This is a genomic window from Rhodoferax antarcticus ANT.BR (genome assembly GCF_001938565.1).
Classification (GTDB): domain Bacteria; phylum Pseudomonadota; class Gammaproteobacteria; order Burkholderiales; family Burkholderiaceae_C; genus Rhodoferax; species Rhodoferax antarcticus.
The window spans coordinates 268,489-286,258 of the sequence record NZ_MSYM01000008.1 but is presented as its reverse complement, the minus strand read 5'-3'; the positions used below and the strand labels follow the sequence as shown (position 1 = coordinate 286,258).

Genomic DNA, 17,770 nt, shown 5'->3' with positions numbered 1-17,770 from the left:
TTTGCCGATAGGAGTGTTTGCTGTGAACGGTGCCCAATCCCTGGTCCAAACGCTGCTGCGCGGCGGTATGAAAGTGTGTTTTGCCAACCCTGGCACGTCTGAGATGCATTTTGTCGCGGCGCTGGACGCGCACCCGGACCTGCGCTGCGTGCTGTGTCTGTTTGAAGGCGGCGCCACCGGTGCGGCCGATGGCTACTTTCGCATGACGGGCGATATTGCGGCCACGCTGCTGCATCTGTCGCCCGGCCTGGGCAACGGCTTTGCCAATCTGCACACCGCGCGCAAAGCGGGCTCCGCCATGCTGACCATCGTCGGTGACCACGCCACCCATCACATGGCGTATGAAAGCCCGCTGAAGGGCGACATTTCTGCGCTGAGCCGGGCCATTGCCCACTGGACCCGCGTCAGCACCGATGCCAACAACGTCGCCAGTGACGGCGCGCACGCCATGGCGGCAGCACGCGCGCACAACGGCCAGTTGGCGACGCTGGTGCTGCCCGCCAACACGGCATGGCAAGCCGCCAAGGGGTCGGCTGCGCGGGTGTCAACCCCGGCGCTGATCCGCCCGGATCTGGCCCGCATCCGCGCCGCCGCACACACGCTGCAACTGTCGGGCGCGGCCCTGCTGGTGGATGGCCCAACCCTGCACGGCGAACTCGGGCCGCTGGCGGCGCGCATCGCCAAAAAGACCGGCGCGCGGCTGATCGCGCCCTATTTGGCCAGCCGCATTCGTCGCGGTGTGGGGGCAGTAGCTTTCGAGCGGCTGGCTTATGGCGTGGACGAGAACGCGGCTGTGCTTAAGGATGTGCGGCACATGCTGCTGGTGGGGGCGCAGCGGCCGACCAACTTTTTTGCCTATCCGGGCAAACCCAGCCTGCCGGAAGCAGCGGGCACCGCGGTTCACGACCTGTGCAGCCGCAGCATGGACGTGGGCTACACGCTAGGCGTGCTGGCCGACTGCCTGGGCGTTTGCGCGAATGACGATTTCGACCGACTGCCGCTGGCCTTGCCCGAGCTGCCTTCGGGCAGGGTGATGGACCTGACTCGCATCGGGCAGGCGCTGGCCCATCTGCTGCCGGGCAATGCCATCGTGGTGGATGAGAGCATCACCATGGCCCGCTACCTGATGCCGCCAAGCGCCCGCGCACGCGCCCATGACTGGCTGCACACCACCGGCGGTGCTATTGGCTTTGGTCTGCCAAATGCCGTGGGCGCGGCCATTGCCTGCCCGAACCGCCAGGTGCTGGCGCTGACCGGCGACGGCTCGGCCATGTACACCTTGCAGGCGCTGTGGACCATGGCGCGCGAGCAGCTCAAGGTGATCACAGTCGTTTTTGCCAACCAGGGTTATCAAATCCTGCGTGGCGAACTGGTCGGCGTGGGTGTGACGGCGGTGGGCCGCAACGCGGTGCGCATGCTCAATGTGACCCAGCCGCAGCTCGACTGGGTGAAGCTGTCTGAAGGCCATGGCGTACCCGCCCACCGGGTCACCGATGTGGATGGTTTTGTAGCCGCAATGCAGGTCGCCATTGCCAAGAGCGGGCCGCATCTGATTGAAGTGGTCTGCCCGGTTTGACCGTTCGCGCCAAGGTGCGGGTGCGCTCAATCCGGCTAAAGTGCAGGGCATGAGCACCCAACTTCCTACCCCCACCCAGCAGCAGGCCCTGCTGCTAGCGGCCCGCGCGGCGCAACTCAAGGCCTATGCACCGTATTCTCGCTACCAAGTGGGCGCCGCCGTACTGGACGATCAGGGCCGCATTCACGCCGGATGCAACATGGAAAACGCCGCCTACCCAGAGGGCCTGTGCGCCGAAGCCGCCGCGTTGGCCGCCATGGTGCTGGCTGGCGGCAAACGCGCACACGCTGTTTTGGTCGTCGGTCAGGGTGGCAAAAATAATAGCGAATGGACCACGCCCTGCGGGGGCTGCAGGCAGAAACTGCGTGAATTTGGCGCGCCTGGTATGTCCGTTGTGTGCGCCAATGACCTCCATATCGGCCCGAGCTATACCTTGGCGCAACTGCTGCCCGAGAGTTTCGGCCCCGACCATCTCAACACTCTAAATGACGCCCTATGAACGCCCTTGATTTCCTTACCGACCGCGCCGCCAAACTCCAGCCACGCATTGCCGTCGTGCTTGGCTCCGGCTGGGCAGGTTTGACCGAGCACATCAGCAACCCGGTCCAAATTCCCTATGTCGAGCTGAATGGTTTTCCGCAGCCCAGTGTCGATGGGCACGGCGGCACCCTCTGGCTGGGGCACATTGGCAGCCAGCCGGTGGCGGTGATGAGCGGGCGCAGCCACGGGTATGAAACCGGTGCGGTGGACGGCATGGTTTGGCCGCTGCAGGTGCTCAAAGCGCTGGGCTGCCACACGCTGGTGCAAACCAATGCCGCAGGCAGCCTGCGCGCCGACATGCCGCCACAAAGCCTGATGCTGATCACCGACCACCTGAACCTGGCGCAGCGCTCGCCGTTGGAGGCGTTACCTGGCAACGACCGATTCGTGAGCATGGTCAACGCTTACGATCAAGAGCTAAATCGGCTTGCAGCCCTTATAGCGCTTGCACAAGGCACTACGCTTTTTGAAGGCGTCTACGCCTGGTTTCTGGGGCCGCAGTTTGAAACCCCGGCAGAGATTCGCATGGCGCAACTGCTGGGGGCCGACGCGGTGGGCATGAGCACCGTGCCTGAAACCATTCTGGCGCGGCACTTGGGGCTGCGTGTGTTGGCGCTGTCTTTCATCACCAACTTGGGCGCGGGCCTCTCCAACGAGCAGCTAAGCCATGCACACACCTTGAGCCAAGCGCAGCAGGGCAGCGCGCAGGCCAGTTGCTTGCTGGCCGACATCATTGCTGCCTTGCCTTGAGGGTTCGATAGCCTTTAAGTTCTAGCACGTCAGTTCGCCAGGTTCGTGGGCGGGCGAGCGGCTTTTGAGGTAAACAAGGAGTCAGCAGTCAGTGGGCCTAATTTGTCGATTGGCCTGCGATGCTTTTACATTTTTTGGCCTTCGCAGACCCAGTCACGGTAAGCGCAGTGGCTGATTTTGGCGGCAGACGATTTCTGGTACCCCAGTATGAGGAGGCCGTCAAAGACTGCCGCTGCGCGGGTTAGCACCACAACGTATGATTATTTGCAACATGACCAATAAGGCACAGCAGATGAACCCAAACCTGGATGACCTCCAGATCAGCGCCCGCATCGCCCTGGCCTGCCTGGACCTCACCAGCCTCAACAACGCTGATACCGAAGCCGATGTTGCCCAACTCTGCCAGCGCGCCCAAGGCCCATTCGGCCCGGTGGCAGCTGTCTGCGTCTGGCCCCACTTGGCCGCCTATGCCCGCGCGCAGTTGCCGGCCTCGGTTGCCGTGGCAGCGGTGGCCAACTTTCCGCATGGCAACACCGATGTGGACTCTGCGGTGCAAGACACCCTGCAAATCGTGCAAGCCGGTGCGCAAGAGGTGGATGTGGTGCTGCCGTACAAGGCGCTTTTAGCCGGTGACGACAAGGCCGTCACCCAACTGCTGACGGCGGTGCGCAACGCCTGCCCCGGCTTGCTGCTGAAAGTGATTCTGGAAACCGGCGAACTGAAAACCCCCACGATGATCCACCGCGCCAGCCAGCTGGCCCTGCAAGCCGGGGCTGACTTTCTGAAAACCAGCACTGGCAAAACCCCGGTCAGCGCCACGCTGGAGGCGGCGCAGGTCATGCTGGCAGCGATTGCCGCAGGCCCAGTGGCCGAAAAAACGGTGGGGTTCAAGGCCTCAGGCGGCATCCGAACGGTGCAGGAAGCGATGGTTTATGTCGCACTCGTTCAGCAAATTTTGGGTGTGCAAGCGCTGAACCCAAAGCGTTTTCGCATTGGCGCCAGCAGCCTTCTGAACGATATTAAAGCGGTGCTGGACCCGTCCGGCGCGCCAGTCGTGGCGCCCGCCAGCAACTACTGAATAACTTCAACCACCAGGAGACCCGCCATAAACTTGCCGCCGAACCGCCTGTTTTCCACCGTCTTTTGTGCCACCGCACTCAGCTTGAGCCTCCCTGGCGGGGCCGCCCATGCGCAAAAGGGGCCGTTTATGCTGTCCAGCCCGGACCTGGCCATGGGCACCTTTGCCGACAAGTTTGTTCTGAACGGCTTTGGTTGCAAGGGCGGCAATGTGTCGCCCGCACTCGTTTGGCAAAACGTGCCGCCGGGCACCAAATCGCTGGCGCTGCAGGTGTTTGACCCGGACGCACCCACCGGCGCGGGCTTCTGGCACTGGACGGTGTACGGCATCGCGCCCACCGCCACCTCGCTGGCGCAAGGCGCGGGCAACACAGCCGCAAAGCTACCCGCCCCGGCTTACGGCGGCGCTAACGACTATCTGGACACCGGCGCTACCGGTGGCAACGGCAACTATGGCGGCCCGTGCCCGCCTGAGGCCGACAAGCCGCATCGCTACATCTTCATGCTTTACGCGCTGGCGGTGGACGACCTGGCAAAAGCTGGCGGCATCCCCAAAACCGGCACACCCTCGCTGTATTCTTTTGTGCTCAACAAAGGGTTGGGTGACAACTTGATCGACAAGACCAGCTTCACCGCCACATACGGCCGCTGAAAGACATGCCCATGCTCGCCCAGGAAATCATCCGCATCAAACGCGACGGCCACGCTCTCAAGCGTTCGCACATTGACAGCTTCGTCACAGGTCTGGTCGATGGCTCGTGGAGTGAAAGCCAGGCTGCGGCGCTCGCCATGGCCATGTTCCTGAACGACATGAGCCGCGACGAGACGGTTGCGCTCACGCAGTCCATGACCCACTCAGGCCGGGTCATGGACTGGTCAAAAGCGAATTTGCGTGGCCCGATTCTGGACAAGCACTCCAGCGGCGGCGTAGGCGACAAAGTGAGCCTGATGCTGGCCCCGCTGGTGGCGGCCTGCGGCGGCGTGGTGCCGATGATCTCCGGCCGCGGCCTGGGCCACACCGGCGGCACGCTTGACAAACTGGGCAGCATTCCCGGCTACAACGCCACGCCCGATGTGGCCACGCTGCACCGTGCCTTGCAAGCCGCAGGCTGCGCCATCATTGGTCAGACCGCCGATCTGGCCCCGGCGGATGGGCGGCTCTACGCCATCCGCGACGTGACGGCCACGGTGGAATCGGTGCCGCTGATCACCGCCAGCATCCTGTCCAAAAAACTCGCTGCCGGCCTGCAAGGCCTGGTGATGGACGTGAAAGTAGGCAACGGTGCCTTTGCCGACTCGCTGGACATGGCCACCACACTCGCCGAATCGCTGGTGCAGGTAGCCATTGGCGCGGGCCTGCCCACCCGCGCCTGGATCACCGACATGAACCAGGTGCTGGGCCATAGCGCGGGCAACGCGCTGGAGGTGCTGGAGGCGGTGGCTTTTCTCAAGGGCGCCACCACGGAGCCACGCCAGCTGGAAGTGACCCGACGCTTAAGCGCCGAACTGCTGGTGATGGGCGGCCTGGCCGCAGACGACATTGAGGCGCTACCAAAGATAGAACATGCTTTGCAGAGTGGACAAGGGCTAGAGCAGTTTTCACGCATGGTCTCTGCACTAGGCGGCCCGGCCGACTTTGCCGACAGACCCGCGCATTACCTAGCTAGCGCACCGGTGCAGTTAACCATAGAGGCACCGCGCAGCGGCTGCGTTAGCGGCATGGCCACGCGCGGCATTGGGCTGCTTGTGGTGGAACTCGGCGGCGGCAGGCGCCAGGCCAGCGACCCCATCGACCCGCGCGTCGGCTTTAGCCACTTTGCCCAGACCGGCCAACCCGTGCAAGCGGGCGAGCCGCTGTGCGTCGTCCATGCCGCCGACCGCGCCTCTGCCGAGCGCGCGCGCGAGGCCTTGCTGACCCTGATTCACATTGGCGATGCACCGCCGGTGCTGTCGCCGGTGCTGGTCAGGCGCATAACATGAGTGGCACGCAATGTGACCAATGGCAGGCCCAGAATCGGCTTGTGGCTCGGCTAGGCTGAAGGTCCACACAGTGGTTCATTGTCTTTTGGTCAAGATAACGAAATTGAAATTCTGACAATTCTGTTTACCAACAAGGACTTAGGTTGCGGTTCATTATCTTGAGCCACAACCGCCCTGCTCAGCATCGCTGCACCACAGTTTGAAGCCAAATCAGCCCCTAGCCCAATAACAACAAGCGTCTAACGCTTCTAATCTGATAGCAGCATGCGATGCCGCTCTTGGCGAGTGGCGAGCAGTCGGGCGACTTTGACGGGTGCGGGTGCTGTTCTGGGCAGCAGCCCCTGCAAAGCACGGGGGTTGGCGCGGGCGCCGCTGGCCAGGTAGTCTGCCAGCAGGGTTTGACGCACCAACTCGGGCGGCAGATGCTGGCTCAGGTCGTCAAACAGGGCATCTACCAGCACCTCGGGGGTGAGCCCGTGGGTGGTGGCCAAGTGCTGCCAGAATCGCTCGGACAAAGCCCAAAAGCGCCAAAACGGCGACGGCCCCGGCGCTTGGCTCAGCAGCAGCGCCAGCGTCTGCGCAAAGCGCCCGGCGTTGGCCAGCACGTCCCAATAGCGCGCAAAACGGGTAAAGCGCAGCACGGTGTCGGCGTCGATGACACCGGTTTGCAGCACCTGGTAGGGCGGCTTGGTTTGATACACCATGCCGTGGGTGACGGTGTGGCGGTCGATGGGCGCGCCGCGCAGGCGCTTCAAAATGCCCAACTGAATTTCATGTGGGCCAATAGCCAGCAACTGATCAAAACCGTCGGCAAAGCTTTGCAGCGTCTCGCCGGGCAGGCCAAAGATCAGGTCGGCGTGCAGGTGCGCGTGGGTGTGCGCCAGCAGCCAGCGCAGGTTGGCGTCGGTGGCGGCGTTGTCTTGGCGGCGCGACATGGTTTGTTGCACTGGCTCGTTAAAACTTTGCACGCCCACTTCTAGCTGCAACACGCCGGGCGGAAATTGCACCAAGTGCTCGCGCAGGCGCTCGGGCAAGTGGTCGGGGATAACTTCAAAGTGCAGAAAGAGCTGCCGGTTGTCCGCGCTGTTTAGATCGTGAGGCGCATCCCCATCCGGGCGTGCGCCAGCGTTGGTGTCACCATCAAGCACCGCAGAATCCCGTGGCAACTTGTCCAGAAAAAACTGCAGGATGCGCACCGCCGTGTCAATCTTCAAGTTGAAGGTGCGGTCAACAAACTTGAAGTTGCGCGCACCGCGCTGGTAAAGCGCGTCCAGCGCGGCCAGCACGCGGTCCAGCGCAAAGGCCCAAGCGGTTTTATCCAGCGCGCTCAGGCAAAACTCGCACTTGAACGGGCAGCCGCGCGAGGCTTGCACATACAGCAGGCGGTTCGCCAGGTCCGCGTCGCTGTATTCCAGGTACGGCAGGCAGATGTCGGCCAGGTCCGGTTGCACGCCGGGGATAACTCGCATCAAGGGCTGTGGGCCGTTGATCAGCGCGCGGCACAGCCGCGCAAAACTCACGTCGCCCCAGCCGGTGACGACGAAGTCGGCTAGTTTGGTAATGGTTTGCTGATCGATTTCATAGCTGACTTCGGGCCCGCCCAGCACCACGATCACGCTAGGCCGTGCGGCTTTGAGCAGGCGAATCACTTCAAGAGTTTGCGTCACGTTCCAGATGTACACGCCAAAGCCGACGATTTGCTTGGGTGCTGGTCGCGCTGCCAGATCCGCTATTGGCTCAGTAGAACCGGCTAACGCGGCCGGAACGCTAGAACCGGCTGGATCGGTCGCCGCGCCTTGATCGGCTGAAGCGGTTTGACCGGCTAACGCGGGTGACGCACTTGAAGTGGGGGAGGCGGTGCTGGCCGCGTCCAACGTGGCCAGCAAGTCTGCCACCACCTCATGCGCTGGCCGCGCAATCGTGTATTCCCGCAGCACTGCCTGCGCCCGCAGCCCGGCGCTGCCGTGGCTATCCAAATTGGCCAGCAGGTAGCGCAGACCCAGCGACGCGTGGATATAGCGGGCGTTCAGCATGGCCAGAACGATGCGGGCACCGTTGGCAGGCTTATGCATGTTTTAGGTCTCTAGCCCTTATGTAATAAGCGCTGATAGCTATTTTATTGATAACAACAATAGGCAAGGAGATCAGGCAGCAGGCGCTTCGTCCATGCCCGGATGGGTGCCGTCAATGTACAGCCAGCGCCCGTCTTCGCGCACAAAGCGGCTGATTTCATGCAGCCGCGCGCCGCGCCCGTTGTCACGCAGCCGTGCGATGAACTCCACCACACCGGCATCACCGGTGGCCTCGGCAAAGCGAATATCAAGCTCCAGCCATTTCACCGGCGGCAACTCCAGATCGCCCGGCGCGGTGCACGGGTGCCAAGTGGCCAGCAAGTAGTCCAGCAGACCCAGACCGTAGGCGCTGTAGCGTGAGCGCATCAGCGCCTCAGGCGTGGGGGCGTGCAGGCCTTCACTCAAGCCCGCGTGCCAGCGGCCGCAGCAATCGGCATAGGTTTGACCGCTGCCGCAGGGGCAAGGTTGCGTGGCAGAGCGGGCTTTGTTTTTCATAACAGCTAGGGCGCGTTGGATGGTGAAAGAGGGTGCGGTGACTATATAGCGCGGCGCGGCCCCCAAAACACAACGCCCGGCTGCAGGGCCGGGCGTTGTCACAAGGATTGTTAGCTAGGTTGCGCCGGTGTCAGGGGTGGTGATCCGGCTCCACCTCTTCCCAGCCGGTGATCATGGTCTTGATGTGCGCGGTGGGTGTGTGCCCGGTGGTGGTCAGGTACACGTGCACAAAGAAAAACACCAGCATCATGAAGGCGCCCGCCGTATGGGCATAGGCTACCCATTGCAGCGACAACCAGGTGTCCACCCCCGCGCTGGGCCAATACGCCCGAAACAGGTATAGCAGGCCAGAACCCCAGATCAGTGGCGACACCGCCGCCAGCAGCGCCAGATAAGCCAGGCGCTGCAGCGGGTTGTGCTTGCTGACCTGGGTTTTCTTGAAGGGGTTCGGTGCGTTGTGAAAGATGCCCCACAGGTAATACACCACCATCTTGTCGGCTTTTTTCAGGGTCGGCAGGTATTGGCGCCACTCACCGGTGGTGAACTGCCAGAAGATGGTGAACGCCCACAGCGCCAGCAGCGCCCAGGCCGCCAAGGTGTGCACGTTCACCGCTTGGGCAAAGCCCAGCCAGGCGTAGGTGCCATGAATCTCAAACCCGGTGATGAACATGATGATGATCATCAGCGCCTGGGACCAGTGCCAGAAGCGCTCAAACCGCTTGAACAGATAAATGCGTGTGGGTGGCGCATCAGCCATGCCCGTGGCAGCCGCGGTGGTGTTAGTCATGGTGTTTCTCCTGCGTCCCTTTGGGTTTGGTAAAGATGCGCAAACCGGCGTGCACCATGGTGCCCCCAATGGTGCCCAGCACCGCCAGCCAGCCTATCCAGTCGATCCACTTGTTGCTGTCGCGCCCTGGCAGATAAATGCCGGTCAGCGTGCCCATGCGGCCATCCTTGGTGTGGCATTCAATGCAGGGCACAGCCTGCTCCTTGGGCGCCACCATGTGGGTAATGGGCCAGAGCATTTCGGTGTCGACAAACCCGTATTTACCGCTGTAGCTGGCGCCAGTGGCCTCGGCACCGGCCTTCAGCGCCTTTGGCCAGTCAAAGTTGTACCAATAGGCGGAGTCGTCTGGCGTGGCTGTGTGCGGCACCAGCAGCTTGTTGTACTCGGTGTCATAAGGCTGCTTGCCCTGAAAGCGCTTGACTGGCCAGATGCGCGCACCGGGCTCATTGGGGCTGCCGCCAAACGTGTTGATCTTCACCACACCGCTGGGGTCGATGGTGTCGGTCTGCAGCGTGTAGGTGACCTTGCCGTTGAACCACACATAGTCTGGCACCACGTCTTGGCCCAGCCCAAACGTGCCCTTGCGGCTGTCGTAAATGGCATGGCCATGCTCGTCCTTGGTGACATAGGGCTTGCCGTTGGCATCTTTCAGGCCGGCTTTGGACCAGTCCCACGTCATCTTGGTGGGCACGCCACCCCGCGCAAATTCAGGCACATGGCAAGCCTGGCAGGCCAGCTTGTCGCTATGGCTGTTGAGCACTTGCATATTCATCGGGTGCTGCGTGTGCGGCTTGTCACCGTGGCAAGACTGGCAGGTGGAGGTGGCGCGGGCGTCCTTGTCGCCACGCACATTGGGGCCATGCGGATCTGCGGCCGTCATCTGGATGCGGCTGCCAGAGATGACGTGGCCGTCTGACTGGTGGCAGGTGCTGCAGGTGAAGCCTTGGCCACCCTTGGCTTTGGAGGCCATGTGCACGTCAAGATCTTTGTCGGCGTTGTTCAACGACGAGTCCAGGTCACCGTGTTTGACACCGTCACCGCCACCGCCGTAGTAGTGACAGGTGCCGCAGTTTTCGGTGCTCGTTTTGCCCACCTGCTGACTGGCTTTGGCCAGATCAATCGGGCCATAAAACTTGCCTGAACCCATCGGCGATTCGGTTCTGACAGTGGGCACATTGCCAGCCATGCCGGCTGGCTTCACATAGTCGCCACTGCTGTGGCACACCAGGCAGTCCACCTTGTTTTCGTTCTTGAAGTCAAAGCTGGCGTCTTCCCAGCCATAGCCTATGTGACACGAGTTACAAAAGGCCTCGTTGGAGGTGTCGCCGATGCAAAACCCGTTGAGCATGGTTTTCTTGCCGAGCTTTTGCCCGGTGTCGGGGTTGGTGTATTCCCAAGTCCAGTGGCGCGTGCCCATTAGCTGTTTGGACGCCTCGGTGTGGCAGCTCAGGCAGGCTTTGGTGACCTCTTCGCCAGACGTGAACGGGCCAGCCAGCTCCTTGAACTTGGTGTGATCCGCGGTAGAGGGCTTTTTGCCAACAGCGCCTTCTGCAGCCCCGGCCATGGCACCGCCAAATGCCAAGCCAAATGCAAGTACCGCGCTAACTAAGTGCCGCCAGCCCGGTGCACGGCGTCGGCCGACACCGCTAACTTGACTTTCCATGCTGTTTCCTCAATCGTTATATGCATATGTGCTTATGCATTTGAGGCATTTTCGACGCTGGTGTGGCCACTTTCGTTGATTTAAATCATGGAACCGGGAAAGTACCTAGTCCCGAAAATACCAAAACCCGGCGTTCGTCCACTCGCAAAGTTGGCGCACAAAGTCTGGGTTTTTCAAACCGCTTTGTAGCGCGGCAAAGGTTAGCTCATCAAGGTCGCACAGTGCCACCAGCGCTTCTTGGCTGTCGGGGCCAAAGGTGAAACGCTCGCCGTCCACATACACCACGCCGTGTGCCAGCGTCTGCCCCAGGTAAAAGCAGCGCAGGCCGCCGGTGCGCACCAGCGGCTGCTCGGTCAAAGTGTTGATCAGCTCGGCGCTGTCCAGGGGCTCGTCCAGCGCTTGCAGGTCCAGCGCACATTTGTTTTTGGAGAAATAGCCCCCGGCAAAGTCGGCCACCAGCGTGTCGTCGTCCAGAATGCTTTGCAGGTGCGCCTTGATGCGGGCAAAGTCGGCCGAATCAATCTGGCCTTGGTGCTGTGCAATGGGGCGGTGTGGGTCAGCCAGCAGGTGGCGGGCGAGGTCTTTGTCGATCACATGGTCGGCCAGGCCGCTGAGCATGTCGCAAGCCGACTTGGCGCGAAAACCCACTGAGAAACTCATGGATTCTTCCAGCGTCACGCCGTCATGCGGAAAGCCCGGCGGGATGTACAAAATGTCGCCCGGCAGCAGCTCGGTGTCGATGATGGGCTCAAACGGGTCGGTATGCAGCAGCGCCGCATGCGCGGCAAACTGGCGGTGCTGGCCCACGTCACCCACACGCCAGCGCCTGCGGCCACTGCCTTGGCAGATGAACACGTCATACAAATCAATGTGCGGCCCCACGCCGCCGCCCGGCACCGCGTAGCTGATCATTACGTCATCCAGCCGCCACTTGGGGATGAAGGCAAACGGTTTGACCAGCTCGGCCACCTCGGGTGACCAATGGTTGACCGCCTGCACCACCAACGTCCAGCCCTCGTCGCCAAAGCGCTCGAACGACTCAAACGGGCCAAACTCGGCCTGCCATTTTTCGTCTTGCTTGTAAACCATGCGCGACTCAACGTCAGCCTCGCAGGCTAGGCCGGCCAGGTCATTGGGGCTGATCAGGTCGGCCCAGTTCTTGAAACCTTGGCGGATGACCACCGGCTTTTGCTGCCAGTAGTGCGCCATGAAGTGTTCAAGGGAGAAGTCGCAGAGGTGGAGTTTGAGCATGCGCGAAAGTATCGTGGCTACAGGCGCTGCGCTGCGGGGCGCCGAGTTGCGCCAAGTCAAAGGGCGTGCATCTAGGCGCCCAGCCAACGCGCCGCAATCTGCAGGGTACGCGCGCAAAACATGGTTTTGATATTGTTTTAATTCATAGAGTTACATAAATACAACTTTTTGCTAAACTCTATGAATGCCAGCTCAGCAAACCAAGCCCACGGACCACCCACAAGCCGTCATCCAGCAGATTGAGCTACTGGCGCAAAACATCGTCCTGGCGCGCAAGCGCCGCAAAGAGACGCAAGCACAATGGGCAAAGAAGCTGGGGGTGTCACAGCCCACCATGGCCCGCATAGAAAAAGGCGACCCCGCCGTGGCCATGGCGTCTTATGTGATGTGCATGTGGTTGATCAGCCCCAACCTGGCCTTGGCCGACCTGATTGCGCCGCAAACGGACCTGCTCTCTCTGGAACGCGAAATCACCCAGATTCGCGCCCGCCGCGCAACGGCGCTGCCAGCACCCAAAGCAAAGCCTGACATCAGCGCCCGCGCAGCGCGCACCCAGAGTGACAGCTCTGCCCAAGCAGCAGCAGGCCTGGCAGCGCTGCTGGCCCCCACACAAGGCAAAGCCAAATGACCGCCCAAAGCGTCAACCCGCAAACCTATGTGCCGCAAGGCCAGTTGTACGTCTGGGCGCTGGTCGACCCGGCCAACCCGACACTGGTTGGCGAGGTCAGGCTGTCACAGCTGCTGCCAGACTGCGCCGTGTTCACCTACGCACCGCAGTGGTGGAACTTTCCCCTGAGCGAAGACTTGCCCATCGTGCCCGGCCAGGCGTTTAGCGCGGGTGAGCGTGGCAGCGCACCAGGCGCGCTGGACGATGCGCGCCCTGACCGTTGGGGCGAACGCATTATTGGGCACATAGACCGCCCTGCCCGGCTGTCGATTCTGGAGATGCTGCTGTTCGCGGGTGACGACCGCTTTGGCGCACTGGGCGTCTCGGTGTCTGCAGAGTACTACCTGCCCCGCCACTTGGGGCCATACCCGCAATTGAGCGACCTAAACCAGCTGTCGCAAGCCATTGAAGACGTTCAAACGCAAGCGCCCATCACCCCCGCCATGCAGCGCTTGGTGCAGCCCGGCGTGACACTGGGCGGCGCACGCCCCAAAACCCTGCTGCAAACAGACGCTGGTCCCTGCGTGGTCAAGTTCAGCGCGCTTGACGACCCGGTAGACACACCGCTAATCGAGCATGCCACCCTGACGCTGGCCGCCTTGGCGGGCATTCAAGCGGCATCTACCAGCGTGCTGCCGCTGGCACCGCGCCACGGCAAAGCGCGCCATGCGCTCACCATCAAACGCTTTGACCGGCTGGGCAACTACCGGCTGCACTGCTTGTCTGCCAAGACCGCATTGCGCGCCGCGGGCTTACCAGAAAGCTACAGCGCGCTGGCCACCGTGCTGCTGCGCCTGGGCCACCCCGACCGCCAAAACGCCATGCGCGAAGAGCTGTTCAAACGCATGGTGTTCAACATCCTCATGGACAACACCGACGACCATGAGCGCAACCACTGCCTGCGCCTGGGCTTTGACGGCTACTACGAGTTGACCCTGGCTTTTGACGTGGTGCCCACCTTGCAAAACCTGGGTTACCAGAGCATGGCCGTCGGCACCCAAGGCAGCGCGTCAACGCTAGAAAACGCGCTTTCAGAACTCAGTGAATTCGGCATCAAAACCCAGCGCGCGCATGCGCTGGTGGCCGAGGTGGCGCGGGTGGTAGACCAGTGGCCGCAACACTTTGCACAGCACGGCGTGTGCCCGGCAGACATGGCGCAACTCAGCGCCAGCATTGACCGAGACGCGCTCAAGCTGCAGCGCAAAGCGTACATCTAGGCGCCCGCTCCATAAAATGTGCCGGTGAACCTCAACATGACCTCTGCAAGTTTTTGGCAACCAGCGCTCAAGCGCGTGCTGAGCGTGCTTATCTTGGCGTTGGCATTTGCCGCACTGCAAAGCGCCCAGGCCCAGCCGAGTTACACGGTGTCACCCGAGCAATTGCAGCAGGTGGTGGCGCAGCGGTTTCCGCGCCAATACGCGGTGTCTGGGCTGCTTAATATTGCCGTGCAAGCACCACAGTTGCGCCTGCTGCCCGCGCAAAACCGCATCAGCGCCGAAATGGCTGTGCAGGCCAATGGCCCGGCCCTGCAGCGTAGCCAGCCGGGCACCTTCGATGTGGACTTTGCGCTGCGCTATGAAGCCAGCGACCACACCCTTCGCGCCTACCAGCTGAAGTTTCAGAACCTGCGTTTTGCCAACCTGCAACCCCAAGTCAGAGTGTGGCTCAACGCCTACGGCCCCGCCCTGGCTACACAGTCGCTGCAAGAGGTGGTGCTGCACCAGCTCAGCCCGCAAGACCTTGCCATGGCCGACAAGCTGGGCATGCAGCCAGACAGCATCACCGTGACTGACAAGGGCCTGGTCATTGGCCTGGTGCTCAAACCGTTGTAACGCCTGGACGCACAAGCACCAGGCTACCCGCCTACGCTGCCGAGTTGCGCCAGATCAAATGGCGTGCATTCAGCCACACCCACAATGTGTCGAATTGTTTTCAGGGATGGGACAACAAAAAGATGGCCATATTGATACCGGCGCTGGGCGCCTGCAGCTTTGACAGCACCGGTGAGCGTCGCCTGGCCGAGCGGCTGGAGCAAAAGCTCGATGCCGACTACCTGCTGTGGCACAACGTGCCCATTGGCCCCAAGCAAACACACCCCGACTTTGTGCTGCTGCACCCGCGCCGCGGCCTGCTGATTCTGGAAACCAAAGACTGGAAGCTGGACACCATTCAGCGCGCTACCAAGCAAATGTGGGAGATCATTCCCAACGGTCAACTCAAGGTGGTCATCAACCCGCTGGCGCAAGCCCGCCATTGCGCCATCCAGGTGGTGAACGCGCTGGAGCGCGACGCGCAACTGGTGCAATCCGAAGGCGCGCATCAGGGCAAGCTGGCTTTTCCGTGGGGCCACGGCGTGGTGTTTACCCGCATCACCCGCAAACAGTTTGAGGCCGCCGGCCTGGGCGAAGCGATTGAGCCGCACTATGTGATTTGCAAAGACGAGATGGAAGAGTCTGCGGATGTGGAGGAATTTCAGCAGCGGCTATGGAACATGTTCCCCCACGCCTTTGGCGGTGCCATGAGCCTGCCGCAGCTAGACCGGGCGCGCTGGATCATGTTCCCGCAAGTGCGAGTGCAAACCCAAGGCGCGCTGTTTGACGACAGCGACCTGGATGCCGAGCTGCCCAGCATCATGCGCGTGATGGACCTGCAGCAAGAGCAACTGGCCCGCAGCTTGGGCGACGGCCACCGCGTGATTCACGGCGTGGCCGGTTCGGGCAAAACCATGATTCTGGGCTACCGCGCCGAATACTTGGCCAAAGCCAGCACCGCCAGCAGCAAACCCACCCTCATCCTGTGCTTTAACGAGCCACTGGGCGTGAAGCTGCATTCGGTCATGGATGCCAAAGGCCTGGCAGACAGGGTGCATGCGCGGCATTTTCATAAATGGTGCCGCGACCAATTGCAAGCCTTTGGGCAAACACTGCCCAGCACCAACGCGTCAAGCGCCCAGTATGTGGCCGAGCTGGTGGACCGCGTCATCCACGCGGTGCGTCTTAAATTCATCCCCAGCGGCCAATACCAGGCCATCTTGATTGACGAAGGCCACGACTTTGCCCCCGAATGGCTCACGCTGGTCACGCAGATGGTGGACCCGACCACCAACAGCCTGCTGCTGCTGTATGACGATGCGCAAAGCATCTTTGCGCGAGCGCGCAGCAAACAGTTCAGCTTCAAAAGCGTGGGCGTGCAGGCGCAGGGCCGCACCACCATTCTGAAAATCAACTACCGCAACACCAAACAGATTTTGCAAACCGCCAGCCTGGTGGCCGCCGACCTGCTGACCGCCGAATACCAAGGCGATGACCGCATACCGCTGGTGAAACCCATCAGCTGCGGGCGCGACGGGCCTGCACCACTCATCATCAAACTGCACAACCTGCGCGACGAGGCCTATGCGATAGCCGACCACCTGACCAGCGCCCACAAAGAAGGCTTTGCCTGGGGCGACATGGCCGTGCTGTGCCCCAACTGGGAGGTGATGCGCCTGTTTGAGAGCGCCCTGCAGCACCGCCACATGCCGCACCAAACGCGCTGGCGCAGAGGCGACTACACGCCTGAGGGCGACTGCATCAAGGTCATGACCATGAAGGTCAGCAAAGGCCTGGAGTTCCCCGTGGTGGCGCTAGCTGGCGTAGGGCACATGCCTGCGCCGGGTGAGGATGAGAAGGATGCGGCGCGGGTGTTTTATGTGGCGGCGACTAGGGCTACGCACAGGCTGGTGATGGGGGTGGGTGGTCCGTCCACTTTTGGAAGCACTCTGCAGTACAAAATCGACCCAGCATGACACCAAGCATCCGCTCCGACTTTGACATGCTGCGTCCTTACGAGGAGCGGCTTTGGCGACTTGGCGCAGTGGACGAGCAGTACCTGCACGCTTGCCTGCGCTACATGGAGCGAGAATTTATGACCAATACGTCTTTGACCAACAGGTCGTGCCGCTGGTAAGCAATGATCAAGGCCAACCTGCAGCCGCTGCTCAACATTCGCTTCATCGCTAGCGAGCACTCCACCGGCAAGACGCATGGTGGTCGCATTGACTCGCTGGGCTTTGATGAAAACCACTGCCCGGTGATTCTGGAATACAAGCGCTTGGTGGGTGAAAACGTCATCAACCAAGGCCTGTTTTACCTGGACTGGCTGCTCGACCACAAAGCCGAGTTCAAGCTGCTGGTGTTGGACAGTTTGTTGCTGTACCTGCATGTCGACCCAGCCACAGCCCTTCCAGTGCTTGCAAATGCGCGTGACGTGACCAACATCGGCCACTGGGGCACCGGTAACCTGGAGGTAATCTTGACATCGCAGGCCGACTTGGATGCTGTGAAGCCGTTCATCATGGCTGCTTATCAAGGGCGGGCGATTTCAGTATCGTGAGTTTAGTCAAACTTGATAGCGTTTTGCGCTTATTGCACGTGGACTGCCGGCCTATTTAGCCAACAAATACCCGGTACTGCGCCCCCCACCCTCCAGCCTGCCCAACACGCCACGCGCCAGCAAATCATTGATGTCCCACAGCGCCGTATCCGCAGAGCATTTGCCAATCGCCGCCCACTTGGCATTGGTCAGCTAGCCCTCTATGCCATCCAGCACGCAGTTCAACGCCAGCGTGTGCCGCGCGTTCATGGGGGTGCCCGCCCAGCGCTGCCACAAGAACTGGGCCTCAATCAGCACGCCCGCAAGCAAACCATCGCGCCCTGCTCGGCGCGCAGCAGGCAGGCCAAGAACCAGCTCGCCCACGGCGCGGCTGATGCGGCCGTTGCCGTCGTCAAACGGGTGCAGGGTCACCAGCCACAGGTGGGCTAGCCCGGCGTGGATGAGAGGGGCGCCCGCTGGGGCACTGGTAGCGATGATCAATATCCGCATTTCGTGCGGTGAAATGGGTGCTCATTCAATGCAATCGCAGCGGATTCGT

General features: G+C 61.7%; 17 protein-coding genes and 1 pseudogene. 12 read left to right on the top strand and 6 right to left on the bottom strand.

Annotation, left to right across the window (positions count from 1 at the left end; all coding sequences use genetic code 11):
* The first annotated feature begins 22 nt into the window (after window positions 1-22).
* The 6 genes from BLL52_RS06300 (at window position 23) to deoA (ending at window position 5,923) form a co-directional block, all read left to right on the top strand.
* Entirely contained in the window at window positions 23-1,576 is a 1,554-nt protein-coding gene (locus BLL52_RS06300) for an acetolactate synthase large subunit (RefSeq protein WP_075585912.1), read from the top strand.
* A gap of 49 nt (window positions 1,577-1,625) precedes the next feature.
* On the top strand, window positions 1,626-2,075 hold the full coding sequence (gene cdd, locus BLL52_RS06295) for a cytidine deaminase (RefSeq protein ID WP_075585911.1): 450 nt from the start codon (window positions 1,626-1,628) through the stop codon (window positions 2,073-2,075).
* Window positions 2,072-2,866: a purine-nucleoside phosphorylase gene (locus BLL52_RS06290; RefSeq protein ID WP_075585831.1), complete on the top strand. Its 795-nt coding sequence runs from the start codon at window positions 2,072-2,074 to the stop codon at window positions 2,864-2,866. Before cdd ends, BLL52_RS06290 begins: the two co-directional genes overlap by 4 nt.
* Window positions 2,867-3,137: 271 nt before the next feature.
* Entirely contained in the window at window positions 3,138-3,944 is an 807-nt protein-coding gene (deoC, locus tag BLL52_RS06285; protein ID WP_241839035.1) for a deoxyribose-phosphate aldolase, read from the top strand.
* 129 nt (window positions 3,945-4,073) lie between these two features.
* Window positions 4,074-4,595, top strand: a complete 522-nt coding sequence (locus tag BLL52_RS06280; RefSeq protein WP_083633821.1) for a YbhB/YbcL family Raf kinase inhibitor-like protein — start codon at window positions 4,074-4,076, stop codon at window positions 4,593-4,595.
* A 5-nt stretch (window positions 4,596-4,600) separates the two neighbouring features.
* A complete protein-coding gene (deoA, locus tag BLL52_RS06275) occupies window positions 4,601-5,923 on the top strand; it encodes a thymidine phosphorylase (protein ID WP_241839033.1) in 1,323 nt (440 codons plus the stop codon).
* Window positions 5,924-6,171: 248 nt separating this feature from the next.
* On the opposite strand, the gene BLL52_RS06270 is transcribed toward deoA, so the two are convergent.
* From BLL52_RS06270 to BLL52_RS06250, 5 genes are all read right to left on the bottom strand, one after another.
* Window positions 6,172-7,995 (bottom strand): B12-binding domain-containing radical SAM protein, encoded by a 1,824-nt coding sequence (locus tag BLL52_RS06270; RefSeq protein WP_075585829.1) that lies wholly within the window; start codon window positions 7,993-7,995, stop codon window positions 6,172-6,174.
* Window positions 7,996-8,067: 72 nt separating this feature from the next.
* The gene (locus BLL52_RS06265; RefSeq protein ID WP_075585828.1) at window positions 8,068-8,490 is read right to left on the bottom strand and encodes a YchJ family protein; all 423 of its coding nucleotides are present in this window, start codon (window positions 8,488-8,490) and stop codon (window positions 8,068-8,070) included.
* A gap of 130 nt (window positions 8,491-8,620) precedes the next feature.
* Window positions 8,621-9,277 carry a cytochrome b/b6 domain-containing protein gene (locus tag BLL52_RS06260; protein ID WP_241839031.1) on the bottom strand — a complete coding sequence of 219 codons (657 nt, stop codon included), beginning with the start codon at window positions 9,275-9,277 and terminating at the stop codon, window positions 8,621-8,623.
* Window positions 9,270-10,940, bottom strand: a complete 1,671-nt coding sequence (locus BLL52_RS06255) for a tetrathionate reductase family octaheme c-type cytochrome (protein WP_198930600.1) — start codon at window positions 10,938-10,940, stop codon at window positions 9,270-9,272. Before BLL52_RS06255 ends, BLL52_RS06260 begins: the two co-directional genes overlap by 8 nt.
* Before the next feature lie 105 nt (window positions 10,941-11,045).
* Window positions 11,046-12,191: a cupin domain-containing protein gene (locus BLL52_RS06250; RefSeq protein WP_075585827.1), complete on the bottom strand. Its 1,146-nt coding sequence runs from the start codon at window positions 12,189-12,191 to the stop codon at window positions 11,046-11,048.
* A 184-nt stretch (window positions 12,192-12,375) separates the two neighbouring features.
* Between BLL52_RS06250 and BLL52_RS06245 the strand changes: the two genes are divergently transcribed.
* From BLL52_RS06245 to BLL52_RS19925, 6 genes are all read left to right on the top strand, one after another.
* Complete coding sequence (locus BLL52_RS06245) at window positions 12,376-12,819, top strand: helix-turn-helix transcriptional regulator (protein ID WP_075585826.1); 444 nt, start codon at window positions 12,376-12,378, stop codon at window positions 12,817-12,819.
* On the top strand, window positions 12,816-14,075 hold the full coding sequence (locus BLL52_RS06240; RefSeq protein WP_075585825.1) for a type II toxin-antitoxin system HipA family toxin: 1,260 nt from the start codon (window positions 12,816-12,818) through the stop codon (window positions 14,073-14,075). The genes BLL52_RS06245 and BLL52_RS06240 overlap by 4 nt, the downstream gene beginning before the upstream one ends.
* 36 nt (window positions 14,076-14,111) lie before the next feature.
* Window positions 14,112-14,690 (top strand): DUF1439 domain-containing protein, encoded by a 579-nt coding sequence (locus tag BLL52_RS06235; protein WP_075585824.1) that lies wholly within the window; start codon window positions 14,112-14,114, stop codon window positions 14,688-14,690.
* 122 nt (window positions 14,691-14,812) lie between these two features.
* The gene (locus BLL52_RS06230; RefSeq protein WP_075585823.1) at window positions 14,813-16,645 is read left to right on the top strand and encodes a DEAD/DEAH box helicase; all 1,833 of its coding nucleotides are present in this window, start codon (window positions 14,813-14,815) and stop codon (window positions 16,643-16,645) included.
* Window positions 16,642-16,806: a hypothetical protein gene (locus BLL52_RS20725; RefSeq protein WP_156876188.1), complete on the top strand. Its 165-nt coding sequence runs from the start codon at window positions 16,642-16,644 to the stop codon at window positions 16,804-16,806. Before BLL52_RS06230 ends, BLL52_RS20725 begins: the two co-directional genes overlap by 4 nt.
* Window positions 16,807-16,809: 3 nt before the next feature.
* Window positions 16,810-17,232 (top strand): PDDEXK family nuclease, encoded by a 423-nt coding sequence (locus BLL52_RS19925; RefSeq protein ID WP_198930599.1) that lies wholly within the window; start codon window positions 16,810-16,812, stop codon window positions 17,230-17,232.
* A 51-nt stretch (window positions 17,233-17,283) separates the two neighbouring features.
* On the opposite strand, the pseudogene BLL52_RS06220 reads toward BLL52_RS19925, so the two are convergent.
* Window positions 17,284-17,691, bottom strand: a pseudogene (locus BLL52_RS06220) (Fic family protein); the annotation flags it as partial.
* Window positions 17,692-17,770: the final 79 nt, after the last annotated feature.

What these genes read in the sequence shown, in the direction of transcription:
- BLL52_RS06265 (WP_075585828.1), bottom strand. Translation starts at nt 8,490, where the DNA reads ATGAAAAACAAAGCCCGCTCTGCCACGCAACCTTGCCCCTGCGGCAGC.
- BLL52_RS19925 (WP_198930599.1), top strand. Translation starts at nt 16,810, where the DNA reads ATGATCAAGGCCAACCTGCAGCCGCTGCTCAACATTCGCTTCATCGCT.
- BLL52_RS06235 (WP_075585824.1), top strand. Translation starts at nt 14,112, where the DNA reads ATGACCTCTGCAAGTTTTTGGCAACCAGCGCTCAAGCGCGTGCTGAGC.
- BLL52_RS20725 (WP_156876188.1), top strand. Translation starts at nt 16,642, where the DNA reads ATGACACCAAGCATCCGCTCCGACTTTGACATGCTGCGTCCTTACGAG.
- BLL52_RS06230 (WP_075585823.1), top strand. Translation starts at nt 14,813, where the DNA reads ATGGCCATATTGATACCGGCGCTGGGCGCCTGCAGCTTTGACAGCACC.
- BLL52_RS06290 (WP_075585831.1), top strand. Translation starts at nt 2,072, where the DNA reads ATGAACGCCCTTGATTTCCTTACCGACCGCGCCGCCAAACTCCAGCCA.
- deoA (WP_241839033.1), top strand. Translation starts at nt 4,601, where the DNA reads ATGCCCATGCTCGCCCAGGAAATCATCCGCATCAAACGCGACGGCCAC.
- BLL52_RS06270 (WP_075585829.1), bottom strand. Translation starts at nt 7,995, where the DNA reads ATGCATAAGCCTGCCAACGGTGCCCGCATCGTTCTGGCCATGCTGAAC.
- BLL52_RS06255 (WP_198930600.1), bottom strand. Translation starts at nt 10,940, where the DNA reads ATGGAAAGTCAAGTTAGCGGTGTCGGCCGACGCCGTGCACCGGGCTGG.
- BLL52_RS06260 (WP_241839031.1), bottom strand. Translation starts at nt 9,277, where the DNA reads ATGACTAACACCACCGCGGCTGCCACGGGCATGGCTGATGCGCCACCC.
- cdd (WP_075585911.1), top strand. Translation starts at nt 1,626, where the DNA reads ATGAGCACCCAACTTCCTACCCCCACCCAGCAGCAGGCCCTGCTGCTA.
- BLL52_RS06240 (WP_075585825.1), top strand. Translation starts at nt 12,816, where the DNA reads ATGACCGCCCAAAGCGTCAACCCGCAAACCTATGTGCCGCAAGGCCAG.
- deoC (WP_241839035.1), top strand. Translation starts at nt 3,138, where the DNA reads ATGACCAATAAGGCACAGCAGATGAACCCAAACCTGGATGACCTCCAG.
- BLL52_RS06245 (WP_075585826.1), top strand. Translation starts at nt 12,376, where the DNA reads ATGCCAGCTCAGCAAACCAAGCCCACGGACCACCCACAAGCCGTCATC.
- BLL52_RS06280 (WP_083633821.1), top strand. Translation starts at nt 4,074, where the DNA reads ATGCTGTCCAGCCCGGACCTGGCCATGGGCACCTTTGCCGACAAGTTT.
- BLL52_RS06250 (WP_075585827.1), bottom strand. Translation starts at nt 12,191, where the DNA reads ATGCTCAAACTCCACCTCTGCGACTTCTCCCTTGAACACTTCATGGCG.